General features: G+C 51.9%; 14 protein-coding genes. 1 reads left to right on the top strand and 13 read right to left on the bottom strand.

The window, feature by feature from the left end:
* Positions 1-261 precede the first annotated feature (261 nt).
* The 13 genes from wecG to trxA form a co-directional block, all read right to left on the bottom strand.
* Complete coding sequence (gene wecG / locus GZ59_RS20470; protein ID WP_011095671.1) at positions 262-1,011, bottom strand: lipopolysaccharide N-acetylmannosaminouronosyltransferase; 750 nt, start codon at positions 1,009-1,011, stop codon at positions 262-264.
* A complete protein-coding gene (gene wzyE, locus GZ59_RS20475; protein ID WP_011095672.1) occupies positions 1,008-2,399 on the bottom strand; it encodes an ECA oligosaccharide polymerase in 1,392 nt (463 codons plus the stop codon). The genes wecG and wzyE overlap by 4 nt, the downstream gene beginning before the upstream one ends.
* Entirely contained in the window at positions 2,396-3,481 is a 1,086-nt protein-coding gene (locus GZ59_RS20480) for a TDP-N-acetylfucosamine:lipid II N-acetylfucosaminyltransferase (RefSeq protein WP_011095673.1), read from the bottom strand. The genes wzyE and GZ59_RS20480 overlap by 4 nt, the downstream gene beginning before the upstream one ends.
* Complete coding sequence (gene wzxE, locus GZ59_RS20485) at positions 3,478-4,728, bottom strand: lipid III flippase WzxE (RefSeq protein ID WP_011095674.1); 1,251 nt, start codon at positions 4,726-4,728, stop codon at positions 3,478-3,480. Before wzxE ends, GZ59_RS20480 begins: the two co-directional genes overlap by 4 nt.
* A 1-nt stretch (position 4,729) precedes the next feature.
* Positions 4,730-5,860 (bottom strand): dTDP-4-amino-4,6-dideoxygalactose transaminase, encoded by a 1,131-nt coding sequence (gene rffA / locus GZ59_RS20490; protein WP_011095675.1) that lies wholly within the window; start codon positions 5,858-5,860, stop codon positions 4,730-4,732.
* 4 nt (positions 5,861-5,864) lie between these two features.
* Positions 5,865-6,596, bottom strand: a complete 732-nt coding sequence (gene wecD, locus GZ59_RS20495; RefSeq protein WP_011095676.1) for a dTDP-4-amino-4,6-dideoxy-D-galactose acyltransferase — start codon at positions 6,594-6,596, stop codon at positions 5,865-5,867.
* A gap of 54 nt (positions 6,597-6,650) precedes the next feature.
* Positions 6,651-7,724 carry a dTDP-glucose 4,6-dehydratase gene (gene rffG / locus GZ59_RS20500; protein WP_173361613.1) on the bottom strand — a complete coding sequence of 358 codons (1,074 nt, stop codon included), beginning with the start codon at positions 7,722-7,724 and terminating at the stop codon, positions 6,651-6,653.
* Positions 7,715-8,977 carry a UDP-N-acetyl-D-mannosamine dehydrogenase gene (gene wecC, locus GZ59_RS20505; RefSeq protein ID WP_011095678.1) on the bottom strand — a complete coding sequence of 421 codons (1,263 nt, stop codon included), beginning with the start codon at positions 8,975-8,977 and terminating at the stop codon, positions 7,715-7,717. Before wecC ends, rffG begins: the two co-directional genes overlap by 10 nt.
* A 125-nt stretch (positions 8,978-9,102) precedes the next feature.
* A complete protein-coding gene (gene wecB / locus GZ59_RS20510) occupies positions 9,103-10,227 on the bottom strand; it encodes a non-hydrolyzing UDP-N-acetylglucosamine 2-epimerase (RefSeq protein WP_011095679.1) in 1,125 nt (374 codons plus the stop codon).
* Between the two features lie 67 nt (positions 10,228-10,294).
* Positions 10,295-11,341 (bottom strand): ECA polysaccharide chain length modulation protein, encoded by a 1,047-nt coding sequence (wzzE, locus tag GZ59_RS20515; protein ID WP_011095680.1) that lies wholly within the window; start codon positions 11,339-11,341, stop codon positions 10,295-10,297.
* A 21-nt stretch (positions 11,342-11,362) separates the two neighbouring features.
* On the bottom strand, positions 11,363-12,460 hold the full coding sequence (wecA, locus tag GZ59_RS20520; protein WP_011095681.1) for a UDP-N-acetylglucosamine--undecaprenyl-phosphate N-acetylglucosaminephosphotransferase: 1,098 nt from the start codon (positions 12,458-12,460) through the stop codon (positions 11,363-11,365).
* 303 nt (positions 12,461-12,763) lie between these two features.
* Positions 12,764-14,023 (bottom strand): transcription termination factor Rho, encoded by a 1,260-nt coding sequence (rho, locus tag GZ59_RS20525; RefSeq protein ID WP_011095682.1) that lies wholly within the window; start codon positions 14,021-14,023, stop codon positions 12,764-12,766.
* A gap of 494 nt (positions 14,024-14,517) precedes the next feature.
* Complete coding sequence (gene trxA / locus GZ59_RS20530; RefSeq protein ID WP_011095683.1) at positions 14,518-14,844, bottom strand: thioredoxin TrxA; 327 nt, start codon at positions 14,842-14,844, stop codon at positions 14,518-14,520.
* Positions 14,845-14,962: 118 nt separating this feature from the next.
* Between trxA and rhlB the strand changes: the two genes are divergently transcribed.
* Positions 14,963-16,255: an ATP-dependent RNA helicase RhlB gene (gene rhlB, locus GZ59_RS20535; RefSeq protein ID WP_011095684.1), complete on the top strand. Its 1,293-nt coding sequence runs from the start codon at positions 14,963-14,965 to the stop codon at positions 16,253-16,255.
* Positions 16,256-16,258: the final 3 nt, after the last annotated feature.

Here is a 16,258-nt window from a genome sequence, read left to right on the forward strand (position 1 = left end):
CTATCTGTTAGAAAGACTGTGTCCTCGCCTCAAATTGGCGGTCATGAAAATACCGTAATGTCGGTTTGAATAACACATCAAGGATGACGAATCCGCCAAAGATAGAATTCTGTCTTTCCGATTGTTTGGCAAACAGACAATTGAAGTCGAATAGGAATGAAAAATCAGGGTTATCTACTGTAGAGAAAGGCGACGAGGGAAAGGCAGTGGGAAAAGACGACGAGAAAAGGTTGGCGCGTCCAACGCGCCAATTCAATGAAGCTATAGACGACCGCTGTAGTGATAAGCAACGTATTTCAACAACCTCAGCTGCCGAAAAATACGGCTCGGCTGGGACAGCAAGCGATACAGCCATTCCAACCCTAAGTTTTGCCACACGAGCGGAGCACGCTTAACATGTCCGGTAAAGACGTCATACGTTCCACCGATGCCCATATACAGCGCATCAGGATAGTGGTGGCGACAATCGCGCATCAGGATTTCCTGCCTTGGCGACCCCATCGCGACAGTGACGATTTGTGCGCCGCTGGCACGGATGCGCTCAAACAACGCATCACGCTGCTCTGGTGTAAAATAGCCATCCTGACTACCGACAATATTCACATCCCACTGCGCACGCAGTTTCGCTTCCGTTTGCGCCAGTACATCAGGTTTGCCCCCTACCAGAAACACCGGCGTTTCCTGTTTGCCAGCCCGTTCCATTAGCGCTTCCCACAGATCAGCCCCCGCAATACGTGTGACGTCAGCCTGTGGGTACTTGCGTCGAATGGAGCGCACAATGCTGATGCCGTCCGCATACTTATATTCTGCGCGATCGAGCAGCGTACGCAGCGCCACCTCTTTTTCCGCCGTTAGCACCTTCTCAGCGTTAATCGCGACAAGCGTCCCCGTTTCAACCCGCTCTCCCGCAAATAGGTAGTCAACAAACGTCCCCATATTGCGGAAACCGTGAATGGGCAAACCACGAATGGTATACAGAGGGATTGTCTCTGTGGTTTTTAACGCGGTCATATCTGCTCCTTTATCACCGGATCCTGTACGGTATTGGGTGTCGGCGCGAGCGGCGTGGCGCGCATGCGCCTCAGACGCTGCCGGATGAGTCCGGCGCTTTCCAGCAGCCAGTAAAGCAGTTTGGCAACGAGCAGGCACAGGCCAAATATCAGACAGAAAAACACCACACGTGAAACAAAGGAATCGACGCCTTCGCGCGTTAGCACAATAATATTGAACACCGCACCGAAGCAGAACGCCTGCAAAATGGCGGCCTTATAGCGATTGCTGTCGTTCTTCCCTAACTCGTACACCCAGTCGAACCACTTGATAACCAGCCCTACCGCAATCGCACCCAACGGGATAAATAGCACGCCGCCCATCACCACCAGCGAGCCTAACAGCGTAGGGGATATCGCCAGCCCAGAGTGGTTATTCAACACTTCCCAGGTGAAATAGTTCGCGCTGTTTAACACCAGATTCGGACGGTCAGGCCATAGCCAGGAGGGAATAAAGACGTAGAAATCACGAGCAATCGGTGCCAGCCCCTGAAACTCAATCTTGTCATAATTCTGCCACAGCAGCGCCAGATTCTCCCAGGGCGAGAAGGTGTCACGAGTTAAATAGAGGAAGGTATAAAATGCGTAATCACCGCTGACGTCCAGCCCATAGCGCTTCAGCGCCAGCCAGAACATCCCGACAATACCAAATATCCCAGCAGCGACCAACATCCAGAGCGTAATCCAACCACGCACAATGCCAATAAACAGAAATAGGGCGAAGGCAATGATCAGATTCGCGCGCGTCCCGCCGACAATCACATATGTCAGCATTCCAAATGCGACCGTTCCGATGAGGAACAGTAGCCACGCTCGCTGCGTCTGGCGCAGGAAATACACCACCAGCATTGCCGGAATGAAGAAGTAGAAAAAGCGTTTCAACGCCACACCGGACACATCGCTAGAGAATATCTGGCTGTAAGAGCGCAGCTTAAACAGCAGGAAGCCATTGTTGAGGAAGAAAATACCGACGGTGGCTACCGCAATCAACGCCAGCAGCAGCCAGGTCAGATTAGCTTCAACTCGGTTCACCGTCAGGAGTGGAGCACGCGGCACGGAGGTTTTCTGGCGTAGTCGCGTCTTGTAGCTGACGTAATAGACAGCATAGAACGCCGTTGCGGACAACATCGCCTGAAGCAGATACTGCACGGGGACGACTTCAACGCCAAACCGGAACACCAGCACGCAGGTAAAGGGAAAACCAAAATAGAACGTCAATAAATAGAGCAGCGAGAACAGCACGTTAAAGTTAAAACGTACGCGCCGAAACTCCATCCAGGTCAAGCTCAGGATGAAGATGACTGAAATCAGGTAGACGACAAACAGCCCTCCAAATTGCCCAAGCGTCATGTCGGTTCTCCCGTCGCCAACGCCAGCGCATCCCGCCAGCCTTGCAGATAATTGGGATTGAAGAACGCGATCTGGTGTTTATCTACCGATGCCAGTTGGCGCTGAGCCTCACGCACCAATGCTTCGTCCAGGTCGTCACCGTAAAACAGCACAGGAAGGCTTTGTTCTGTCAGATCCTGCCAGAACGGGTTTTTCCGGCTGATCACAAACGGCACACCAAACTGAATCAACAGGCATAGCGTCCCGATTCCCTGCTGGCGATCGAAAATAAAATAGCCCAAATCACAAGTGCGCAGCATGTTGAGATAATCATCAAACGCCAGTTGGTCTTTCAGCAGTTGGAAATTTTTCACACCAAACAGCGCCAGACCGTCCTTTTCCACCTGTGCGATGTAGGACGCATTATTCGCAGGGTAGCCCATTGGCACAATGACCCGCACATTGTTACCGAACTGCTTGTGGATCGCCCGCAGCGCTTCCTGATGACGATTCGTGCGATCGCCAGAATTGCCGACCAGAATCGTCATCGGCCCAGCCAGTGGTTTATCAACCTTCATGCTCGTCAGCGCCGGATCCATCCGCGTAGGGAAATACAGCAATGACGTCGGCACGCGAGGGGCACGCTGCTCATACCACGCCAGATCGCCACGCGTGGCAAAAACATGCCCGATACGCTTTTGCGCCATACGCCGAAGCCAATAGAACAGCCGATATTTCAGGCCATTGGCTTCTTCATACAAATCCGCACCCCAAACGTGCCAGCAAACCTGCTCAGGTTTAATTTTCCCACTCAGCAGCGCCAGCCACAGCGTGGGATTAAACTGCCCATGCAGGAAAAAGCGCATCTTGCGGTTCGATTTTGCTCTGGCGATGACCGCCTCAGCCAGCGTTTTTTTATCCACGCAGGTTTCGATACGCAATGCAGGAAAATCGGCCGGCGAAATACCGTCGTGGGAAGCCACGATGAAATGCCGAATTTGATGCTCGGGGAGTTCCGTCGCCAGTACGTCGTTAAAAAAACGTAAAACGGTCTGGTTATGATGCGGGATATCAGATCCCAATACATGAATCAGTGTCGTCATGCTCGCCTACGGTAAATAATGAATACGCAACAACAAAGCAAAAAATAGACCAGGTAGGTTGCCATATAGGCCTGCGCTGCGCCTTGTGCGCCATAAAGCGGAATCAACCAGTGAGAAAAACCGGTTAACAGGAGAAACTGGCTGACTTCCGTGAGCAGATAAAAGCGCAGCGCCGCTTTCGCAATGACCAGATAGCCAAAGACGTAAGCGCCCACTTTCATCACATCCCCTACCAACTGCCAAACGAAGAGATCTCTCATTGCCGTAAACTGGCTGGAGAACAGCAGCCAGATTGCAAAATCGCGCAGCAGCCACACACACAAGCTGACACACGCCACAACGGGCAGCACAAACTTCAGCGAGCGAACAATCTCCTGCGCTAGCGCAGCCTTGTCCGTCAGGCGCGAAAGCGTCGGCAACAGATAAACGGTAAAGGAGGCGGTAATAAATTGCAGATAAGCATCGGAAATACTGCTGACGCCCTGCCAAATGCCCACTTCATCCCAGCTGTAATGCGCTGCCAGCAGGTTACGCATCATGATGTACGCCACGGGTAGCGTCACGGCAGTCATCAGCGCCATCAGCGTAAACTTGCCCAACTGCCCAGCGATGGCGCGATCCCACGCTGGTTTTAGCGACGCCAGCGACAACGGAGTACGACGCAGTAGCATAATTCCTGCCGGAATCACCAGCAACGCAGGCACCAACGCCAGCCCCGCGAGCGCGCCAACATAGCCACCCAGACGCAGGCAGAGCCAAAAAGCCGCTAGCCCGATCAGGCTACCGCCGATCACGGCCAGCGCGTTGCCTATCGCATCCCGATAGCCTTTGAGGATCGCCAGAAATAGGTTGGCGTAGGCAATCCCCATCTGGATAAACGCCAGTGCGCGAACCACATCGTGATAATCGTCATGCCCAAACAGCAGATTAGCGATAGGCGTTGCGGCTGCCAGAAAGAGTACCGCCAGCAGCGTTGAGAACCCCAGCACCAGCGTGATGGACGTGCCAAGCAGCGGCTTCAGCCGGTCCGGCTGTTGCTGATACTCCGCGACATATTTGGTGACGCCGTTAAAAATCCCCGCCCCGGCTAATACGCCCAGCACCGTAATCAACTGGCGGAAATTCCCTGCCATCCCCACACCGCTAGGACCAAACGTGACCGCCAGCAGTTTGACGATAACCAGCCCCGCGCCAATTTTTATCAGCGTGGAGCCTGCCGTCCATATCGATGCTTTCGCCAACGACATATCAGGAGAAGAAGCTCAGAATGGTATTAATGACGGTGCGCTGATTGACGTCCGACAGGTTGTAGAACAGCGGTAAACGTACCAGCCGTTCGCTTTCCTGCGTGGTGTAGCGATCGTCACCGGAGAAACGACCGAAGTTCAGACCCGCCGGGCAGCTATGTAGCGGGATATAATGAAAGACTGTCATGATTTCGGCTTCTTTCATGTAATTGATAAACGCACTGCGGTCGTCCTGATCGCGCAGTTTGATATAAAACATGTGCGCGTTGTGGATCCCATTGGCAGGCACGGTCGGCAGTGTTATACGCCCCGCATCGGCCAGCGATTTGAATGCCGCATAGTAGTTCTGCCACAGTTTCAGGCGACGCTCGTTGATGGGTCGCGCGGCTTCCAGCTGTGCCCAGAGATAAGCAGCTTGAATATCCGCCATCAGATAGCTTGAGCCGATGTCACGCCAGGTGTATTTGTCCACCTGTCCACGGAAGAACTGGCTACGGTTGGTGCCTTTTTCACGGATGATTTCCGCTCGTTCCACCAGCCTCGCGTCATTAATCAACGTGGCCCCGCCCTCACCGCCCGAGGTGTAGTTTTTGGTTTCGTGAAAACTGAAGCAGCCGATGTGACCAATAGACCCCAGAACGCGGCCTTTGTAGCTGGACATCACGCCCTGTGCCGCATCTTCCACGACATATAAATCGTATTTTTTCGCCAGTGCCATAATCGCGTCCATCTCGCAGGCGACGCCCGCGTAGTGAACCGGCACGATAATGCGTGTTTTTTCCGTAATTGCCGCTTCGATTTTCGTCTCGTCAATATTCATCGTATCTGGGCGGATATCGACAAACACGATCTTCGCACCGCGCAGCACAAAGGCGTTGGCGGTAGAGACGAAGGTATAGCTCGGCATGATCACTTCATCGCCGGGCTTAATATCCAGTAGGATAGCGGCCATCTCCAGCGACGCTGTGCAGGAAGGCGTAAGCAGGACTTTCTTGCTACCGGAGTAATGTTCCAGCCACTGCTGACAGCGGCGAGTAAATCCGCCATCGCCGCACAATTTGCCGCTGCTCATGGCAGCCTGCATATAATCCAGTTCCGTACCGACAACCGGTGGCGCATTAAATGGAATCATGTATTCACCTGTATAACCAATACGCCGTGCTCTCAATCGTGGCACCACGGCGAAGATAAAGACGAAGAGCCGCCACGTTGCCAACCTGCGTCGCAACCCGGAGGCGTATCAACCCTTGCTGTCGGCACCACGCTTCCGCCAGCGCCATCAGTTGTGAACCAATACCGCGTATCGTAACGCCCGGCCAGACGCCCAGCAGCCCGATACGGGCATCCGAGTCATCCAGTCTGCGCAGCGTGACCCATCCTTGTGGATGACCCGCGGCATCTTCCATCATCAAGCAACTGTGGTCGAACGTACCGCATACCGCATTTTCAACCCACTGAGCGTAAAAACGCCCACTATCCTCCGGCTGATACCACGGCGTACGGAAACGGCTCAGCGCAAAAACACGTGATGCCGCGTCCCTCAGAGCAGGAATATCATCGAGCGTGGCTTCACGCCAGCGCGGTAGTGGCGTAACGACTGTCGTCGGATGCAGCGGCAAACTGAGATCGACCTCGCCTTCCACCAAGCGAAAACCGAGATCGGCCAGCGCATCCGCCAGTACCAGATTGTCCGCCGCGATTTTGGCCTGCGTCAGCGCAAATACGTTCAACACATCAGGCGTCAACACAGGCGAAGAAGGCGAAAAATTCAGCTTACCGCTGTCAATCTGGAAGAATTCACTCTCCCAGCCCAGCGGTTCAACCGTGGCGCGAATTTCTCCCTTTCCTGCTGATATGGAATTGGACATCGTTTCGCTCCTTTCTTTTCCGCCATCTGGCTTTTCTGTCATCTCAATACAGGTTTAGTCGTTCAGTCCTAAACGCTCGCCGGTATAGGAACCGTCCTGCACACTGCGCCACCACTTTTCGTTATTCAGATACCAGCTGACGGTTTTTTTCATGCCCGTCTCAAACGTTTCTTCTGGACGCCAGCCCAACTCACGTTCGATTTTCCCAGCATCGATCGCATAACGCATATCGTGGCCTGGCCGGTCTTTCACATAGGTGATGAGATCGCGATAATGCGCCACACCAGCAGGCTTATTCGGTGCCAGCTCTTCTAGCAGCGCGCAAATGGTCTGCACCACTTCAATATTTTTACGTTCGTTGTGGCCGCCAATGTTGTACGTCTCACCGACTTCGCCTTCCGTCACGACTTTGTAAAGTGCGCGGGCATGGTCTTCGACAAACAACCAATCACGAATTTGTGCGCCATCGCCGTAAACCGGCAACGGTTTGCCCGCGACCGCGTTCAGAATCACCAACGGAATCAGCTTCTCAGGGAAATGGTAAGGGCCGTAGTTATTCGAGCAGTTCGTGATAACGGTCGGGAACCCGTAGGTGCGCAACCAGGCGCGAACAAGGTGATCGCTGGAGGCTTTCGATGCCGAATAAGGGCTGCTCGGCGCATAAGGTGTAGTTTCTGTAAACAGATCGTCCGTCCCATGCAGATCGCCAAAGACTTCATCGGTAGAAATATGGTGAAAGCGGAACGCATTCTTGTCCGCATCAGCCAGGTTCTGCCAATAGTGGCGTGCTGCTTCCAGCATCGTATAGGTGCCGACAATATTGGTTTCGATAAACGCCGCAGGGCCGTCGATAGAGCGGTCAACATGGCTTTCTGCCGCTAAATGCATCACCAGCGCAGGCTGGTAAGCCGTAAAGACACGATCCAGTTCAGCACGATCGCAGATATCTACCTGCTCGAATGCGAAGCGTGAGCTATCGGCAACCGGTGCCAGTGAAGACAGGTTGCCCGCATAAGTCAGTTTATCGACAACCACGACGCTGTCCTGCGTCTCAGCCAAAATGTATCTGACTAACGCGGAACCAATAAACCCTGCACCACCGGTAATTAAAATACGTTTCAACGCCATACTCCTTTGGTATCAATAACCCACTGTTGTTTCACATCGTCTGGGTTAATCGCCTTAAACTGACGGTGGTCTACCAGCATCACTAGCACATCGGCTTCTTTTAATGCACTGCTGGTATCGACCAGTTTTACCTGCCCAGCCAAGACGGACGGCAGGTGTTTGACATTCGGTTCGACGACTAACGTCACACCCGTATTCCACTGCGCAATCATGGAGGTAATTCCCACGGCAGGACTTTCGCGCAAATCGTCAATATCCGGCTTGAACGCTAATCCAAAGCAGGCCACAGTGACCTCGCTGGCGCGTTTATCCGTTTGTGCCAGATAATCCGCCACGGCCGCTTTGACCCGATCCACCACCCAGAGTGGCTTGCCATCGTTCACCAATCTGGCGGTATGAATCAACCGAGCCTGCTGAGGATTCTGCGCCACGATAAACCAAGGGTCGACCGCGATACAGTGCCCACCTACGCCGGGACCGGGTTGCAGGATATTGACGCGAGGATGGCGGTTTGCCAATCGGATAAGTTCCCATACGTTAATGTTTTGTTCGGCACAAATCAGCGAAAGTTCATTGGCGAAAGCAATATTGACGTCGCGGAAGCTGTTTTCGGTCAGCTTACACATCTCGGCGGTGCGGGAGTTAGTGACCACACACTCACCCTCCAGGAAGATGTTATACAGTTCGCTGGCGCGAGCAGAGCACACTGGGGTCATACCACCAATAACGCGATCGTTTTTAATCAGCTCAACCACGACCTGACCGGGCAGCACCCGTTCAGGACAATAGGCAATATTGATATCCGCCGTTTCCCCAACCTGCTGCGGAAACGTCAAGTCCGCGCGCGCATCGGCTAGCCACTCGGCCATTTGCTCAGTCGCCCCCACGGGGGACGTCGACTCAAGGATCACTAGATCGCCTTTCTTCAGCACTGGCGCGATGGACGCTGCTGCAGCCTGAACGTAGGCCAGATCGGGTTCGTGATCGCCTTTGAAAGGGGTAGGAACTGCGATCAGGAAAGCATCGGCTGGCACAGGTTTTGTCATCGCCTGAAGGTAGCCATTTTCCACCGCGACCTTGACCAAGGTATCTAAGTCGGGCTCGACAATATGAATTTCACCGCGATTAATGGTCTCAACCGCCAGTTTGTTCACATCGACACCGATGACTTTTTTCTGACGCGACGCAAATGCCGCTGCGGTGGGTAAACCGATGTAGCCTAAACCGATTACTGAAATGGTAGTAAAGCTCATAGTGTCACCTGATATTTTTATGTCTGCCGCCGTAAGGCGACGTTTAAAATCGCTCCTGGCGATTTTTCATGTCGAGCTATCCCTGTCCGACACCCTTCGGGTCGCTGCAAAAGCAGCGCTAAAAATCATTTCCTATGATTTTTTAAAGCATCCACAATGCGTTGACAGGCTTGGCCATCGCCATAGGGGTTGTGGGCTCGGCTCATTGCCTGATACGCCCCTTCATCCGTCAGCAGCATAGATACCGCATCGACAATGCTCACCACTTCCGTGCCGACCAGTTTGACCGTACCCGCTTCTATCGCTTCCGGCCGTTCCGTCGTATCACGCATCACCAATACTGGCTTTCCTAACGACGGTGCTTCTTCCTGAATGCCACCCGAATCGGTCAAAATCATGTAAGAACGATTCATCAAATACACGAAAGGCAGATAATCCTGCGGCGCAATCAGCATCACATTATCAATATCGCTCAGGATACGATTCACCGGCTCACTGACGTTAGGGTTCAGATGGACTGGGTACACAATCTGCACTTCAGGGTGTCGACGAGCGATATCCGCCAGCGCGCCACAAATACGCTCAAAGCCGCTACCAAAACTCTCGCGTCGGTGTCCGGTAACCAGAATCAGCTTTTTACTGCTGTCCAAAAAGGCATATTTCTCGTCGAGGCTGCGGCGTAGTGAGGCATCTCCGAGGATACGGTCGCGCACCCAAAACAACGCATCAATCACCGTATTGCCAGTCACAACAATATGCCGATCGGACAAATGTTCACGCAGCAAATTTTGGCGGGAATGCTCCGTCGGAGCAAAATGGTACATCGCCAGATGCCCGGTCAGCTTACGGTTAGCCTCTTCCGGCCAGGGCGAATAGAGATTGCCAGTACGTAATCCCGCCTCCACGTGGCCGACAGGGATACGCTGATAAAAAGCCGCCAGACTGGTTGCCAACGTTGTGGTGGTATCACCGTGTACCAACACTAAATCTGGTTTAAACTCCGCCATGACGGGTTCAAGTCCCGATAAAATCCGGCAGGATATCTCACTGAGCCCCTGCCCCGGTCGCATAATATTTAGATCGTAATCCGGTGTAATATCGAACAAATGCAACACCTGATCCAGCATCTCCCGGTGCTGGGCTGTTACGCAAATTCTCGATTCAAAGGCTCCATCCTGAGCCAAGGCATGAACCAGCGGTGCCATTTTAATGGCTTCCGGCCGGGTGCCGAAAACAGTCAACACTTTCACATTGAATCTCTTTAATCAGGTTAGGCGCAGGCGCTCGCTGAGCATCAAACGCAAATCAGCAAGCTGGTTAACGCAGACGGCGAGCCAGGGCAACACCCGCTCCCACTAGCACACCAATCGCACCCCACATCACCATCAGGAATGCCCGGCGCGGGCTGTCGCGTTTCACCGGTTCTTCCGGTGTACGCAAATAACGATACGTCTGGAAACTGGCCTCAAGCGTTGGGCCAACGTTCAGCGTCGCCAACATCGCGCGATTTTGATCGTAATCCAGTTCATAATGCGGGCCGCTGGTCTGCAACGTTTCCAGTCGGGCTTGAAGCATCGGCCTGCCGAGCAGGAACATTTCCGATGCGGGGATTTCATCTGCTGGCGTATCCGTCTGGCTACGGCTAATACCTTGCTGTTGTGCGATTTTCAGCGCCAGTTCAACGCTGCGGACTTCACGATCGTAAATCGCTTTTGCTACCGCTTCCTGACGCTTAATCTGCGACTTCATGAAAATGGTTCTGGCAGCCCAGGCTCCCTTGATTTCTTCATTCAAGTGGTTGGCTGCACGCTGACTGGCAAAAACCACATACTGACGAAGCAACGTGTTGGAATCTGAGGAGGTTTCCGCCACCAGCTTCACGGAGTCATTGGTTTTTTTCCCGTCATCACGCGCCGTAAACTGAATGTTGTTGACCAGCTCATCCAGCAAGGCTGCATCAGCCTTTTCATCACCTTCCAGACGTTGCTTATAATAGTCAGTCTGCAACCAGAAATCGCGGCGGGTATCGTAAGCCGCTAACTGCATGATGAATTCATCATAAGCACCAGCCGAAATAGACGGTTGTTCTGGCTGAGGAGAGGAAAACGATCGAGCGTCGAGGTTACGTAGGAATTGCTGCTGCGAGTAATAGCCGCCCAACATATTAACCGTCGGCTTGTCGGTAATCGATGTTGCACCCCATTCCTGTTTAACAAGATAGGAATAGCCTAATGCCACGACGGCAAACAGCAGGCCGATTGCTATCGGCCACACCTTTCCACGCCACAGCAGGCGGAATAAACCACGGATATCCAGTTCGTTATCAATCAACGCATTCCCGGTAGACAAGTTCTCTGATTTCATTACTTCCCCAAAATTATTTGGTCAGGATGACTGCTTTTGCTCATCGGAATGCCGCATACGGCGTTTGATTCGCTTGATAAAACGGGCGACCCGCCATGCTCGTTTCAGGCAGTAGCCATACAGTAGAAATGCAAGCAAGAATAATGCCAACATGACCCATTCGGGTATGAAAAAGAAATATTCTCCCAACACACCGACCGCAGCCAATAAAGCAGCGGCGAGCGTAATCAGCAAAAATGCCTGACGAGAGGAAAAGCCCGCCCGCATCATTAAATGATGGATATGCTGCCGATCAGGCGAGAACGGACTCATCCCTTTGCGCAAGCGCCGATACATGATGGCGATCATATCAATCAGCGGGATAGCGATGATCCACAATGCCGTAACGGGATTAATCGGATGCTGCGGACCTTGCGTCGTCTGAATCAGAAGCCAGATAGCCGTGAAGCCAATCATCGTGCTACCCGCATCGCCCATGAAGACCTTATAGCGTCGTCCAAACATGCCGAGATTAAGCAGAATATAAGGCAACGTCGCCGCGATCATGGCGAAACACCACAATGCCAGATTCGTATGGCCGCTCAGATACAACAAAATTCCCATCGCCCCGAACGAGACGCTAGACAACCCGCCAAGCAGTCCATCGATCCCATCCACCATATTGAACGCATTGATAGCCGCCCAAACGGCAAACAGTGTCACCAGATAGCCAAATGGCCCCAGTCCCATCTGCCACGGGCCGAAAATATGCCCTAGGTTGTGTATCGTCAAGCCCGCAAGGGCCATCATCACCACAGCGACAAACGCCTGCACAACAGCGCGAATTTTCACACTGATATCAAAACGATCGTCCAGCATGCCGACAAAAACCAGCACACCCGCGCACATCAGGTAAAGACGGAAGTTGGGAATATATTGATCGGTAATGAAGTAGGTAAAGCAGATACCTGCATACACGGAGATACCGCCAACCAGAGGTACAAGACCCCGATGACGTTTACGGTAGTTGGGACGATCGACAAGTCCTATTTTACCCGCGATGCTGCGAGCAAAAAAAAGAAAGCCCAGAGAAAACAAGAAAATAAATAGTAATTCGGTACTCATAGTGAGTAAGTTCACCGTTAACAGCTTCGCTGTAGCTGTTCAGTATAGACTCGGTTTACGCCTTATATCCTATCGCCCACATTGATCGCCAGTAAAAATTGAAGTGATAACCGCGGCTTCCCAGCGGAAAACACGCATCACATCTGGTCAATTGGGGGATAAAAAAACGCCACGACCCAGCGTGGCGTTCCCCGAGTTATCCGTAATGTACCCGTCATACTTCAAGCCGCATATACGTTGGCTTCACGTTATTCAAAACGAACACGTTTTGTCCTGCAACTCGAATTATTTAGGGTATATATAGATGACCGCCCGGATTTATGAACGTTTCATCATATCGAAGAATTCATCGTTGGTTTTCGTCATCGCCAACTTATTGATGAGGAATTCCATCGCATCAATCTCGCCCATTGGGTGGATGATCTTACGTAGAATCCACATCTTCTGCAATTCTTCAGAGGTGGTAAGTAACTCTTCTTTACGCGTACCAGAACGATTGTAATCAATCGCTGGGAATACGCGTTTTTCTGCGATTTTACGAGCCAGGTGCAGTTCCATGTTACCTGTACCTTTAAACTCTTCGTAAATCACTTCATCCATCTTGGAACCGGTATCAACCAGCGCGGTGGCGATGATTGTCAGGCTACCGCCTTCCTCAACGTTACGTGCCGCACCGAAGAAACGCTTCGGACGATGCAGGGCGTTAGCATCCACACCACCGGTCAACACTTTGCCGGAGGCCGGAACAACGGTGTTATATGCACGCGCCAAACGGGTAATGGAGTCCAGCAGGATGATAACGTCTTTTTTATGCTCAACCAGACGCTTCGCTTTCTCGATCACCATTTCAGCAACCTGAACGTGACGGGAAGCTGGCTCGTCAAACGTTGACGCAATGACTTCGCCTTTCACCAGACGCTGCATCTCGGTAACTTCTTCCGGACGTTCGTCAATCAGCAGCACCATCAGCACACAGTCAGGATGGTTGTAAGCAATGCTCTGCGCGATGTTTTGCAGCAGCATGGTTTTACCCGCTTTCGGCGGCGCAACAATCAGGCCACGTTGACCACGGCCAATAGGCGAAGCCAGATCCAGCACGCGCGCCGTCAGATCCTCTGTCGAACCGTTACCACGTTCCATACGCAGACGAGAGTTTGCATGCAGCGGTGTTAAGTTTTCGAACAGGATCTTATTGCGGGCGTTTTCAGGTTTGTCGTAGTTGACTTCGTTAACTTTCAACAGCGCAAAGTAACGTTCACCTTCTTTTGGCGGACGAATCTTGCCAGAAATGGTGTCACCAGTGCGGAGGTTAAAGCGGCGGATTTGGCTAGGAGAAACGTAGATATCATCGGGGCCTGCGAGGTAGGAGCTGTCTCCGGAGCGAAGAAAGCCGAAGCCATCCTGCAATATCTCCAGCACACCGTCGCCGAAAATATCCTCGCCGCTTTTGGCATGCTGCTTCAGGATAGCGAAGATAATATCCTGTTTACGCATGCGGGCCTGATTTTCAAGCCCCATATTTTCGCCAAGAGTAATTAACTCAGAAACTGGCGTATTCTTTAATTCGGTAAGATTCATAGTGGTGGGTTCTTTAACTCGGGGTAAATCTCGAACTACTACGTGAATGGTATGGCAGGATCATCCGTGCCTCTATAACAGCCTTCGACCACCGGATTCCTGTCTGGTTTCACACCTGAAGCGCATTAAATCCGCGCAAAACAAGATCCACACAAATGATATCCGCATAAATCAACGGCAGGAGATCGAAGACACATAAAATCAATTATTGTAAAACTAGTAGACTGCCCAAATCGGATCACAAACGTGTTGTAAAACAACCACTTTGCAAAACAATCATTTTATAAAACAATGACTTTTTGATTTAGACACAGAATAATACTTTAGACTCTAACTTTCAGGCTCAAGCTTAAGGGCTTAAACATAGGCAAGTACGATATGCAGTGTTAAAGAATCTAGCACGCTTCCCGACGAGCAGCAAGCAGTCAATATGAGAATTGCATATTGCCCGATTGCGCCCGCCAGCAATACCCTTTTGAAGGGGATCAAGCTAATTACAGATTCGCCGTCAGGAACTCTTTCAGTTGCCCTTTGGACAGCGCGCCGACTTTCGTCGCAGCGACTTCGCCGTTTTTAAACAGCAACAGAGTAGGAATACCACGGATACCATATTTCGGTGCAGTAGCCGGATTTTCATCAATGTTCAGCTTGGTAACCGTCAGTTTACCTTCAAATTCTTCAGCAATTTCATCCAGAATAGGAGCGATCATTTTGCAAGGACCGCACCACTCAGCCCAGAAATCAACGAGGGTAGCGCCCTCAGCCTGCAATACTTTTGTACCGAAGCTGTCATCAGTCAGGTGAATTATTTTATCGCTCATATTTTACTCCACAGGATTATTTCTAGCTTGTTGGTGTAGCATTAACCAACAATGGCTTGACTTTATTTCACCGGATACGCTTTCGTAAAGCAATAGTTAGCTGATATTCTACCACACTATGAGCAAAACACACTTAACTGAACAGAAGTTTTCCGACTTCGCCCTGCACCCGCAGGTTATAGAAGCTCTTGAAAGTAAAGGGTTTCATTACTGCACGCCTATTCAGGCGTTAGCTCTGCCATTAACTTTGTCAGGGCGTGATGTTGCGGGTCAGGCGCAAACCGGTACCGGCAAGACGCTGGCTTTTCTCGCGTCTACTTTCCATTATCTGCTTTCACACCCTGCAAACGCAGAGCGTCAAACCAATCAACCGCGTGCCTTAATTATGGCACCAACCCGTGAACTGGCTGTCCAGATTCACTCTGATGCAGAAGCGCTGTCTCACCTGACTGGGTTAAAACTGGGTTTAGCCTACGGTGGCGATGGCTACGACAAACAGCTTAAAGTGCTGGAAAACGGCGTTGATATTTTGGTCGGCACCACCGGCCGCCTGATCGACTATGCCAAACAAAACCACATCAATCTGGGCGCGATTCAGGTCGTCGTACTGGACGAAGCGGATCGCATGTACGATCTCGGCTTCATCAAAGATATCCGCTGGCTGTTCCGCCGCATGCCGGCAACGTCACAGCGTCTGAATATGCTCTTTTCCGCTACGCTCTCCTACCGAGTGCGTGAACTCGCGTTTGAACAGATGAATAACGCAGAGTACGTGGAAGTCGAACCGGAACAGAAAACCGGCCACCGCATTACAGAAGAACTGTTTTATCCGTCCAACGAAGAGAAAATGCGTCTGCTCCAGACCTTGTTGGAAGAAGAGTGGCCGGATCGCTGCATTATTTTCGCCAATACCAAGCATCGCTGCGAAGACGTCTGGGGTCATCTGGCTGCCGATGGCCATCGCGTTGGGCTGCTGACGGGCGATGTAGCACAGAAAAAACGCCTGCGTATTCTGGAAGAGTTTACCCAGGGTAGTATTGATATTCTGGTAGCAACGGACGTTGCAGCACGCGGTTTACACATTCCTTCTGTAACTCACGTTTTCAACTACGATCTGCCGGATGACTGCGAAGACTACGTTCACCGTATTGGTCGTACTGGCCGTGCGGGACAAAGCGGATTTTCTATCAGTCTGGCCTGTGAAGAGTACGCGCTGAATCTCCCAGCTATCGAAACCTATATCGGTCACGGTATCCCACTCAGCAAATACAACAGCGACGCGCTGATGAATGATTTACCTGCGCCGAAGCGTTTAACGCGCCCACCGCGTTCCAATAATGGCCCGCGCCGACACAATAGTGCGCCACGCCGCAGCGGAGCGCCCCGTAATAACCGTAAACGAGCGGACTAACCG

It is taken from the genome of Pectobacterium atrosepticum, from assembly GCF_000740965.1.
In the GTDB taxonomy this organism is placed as follows: Bacteria; Pseudomonadota; Gammaproteobacteria; order Enterobacterales; family Enterobacteriaceae; genus Pectobacterium; species Pectobacterium atrosepticum.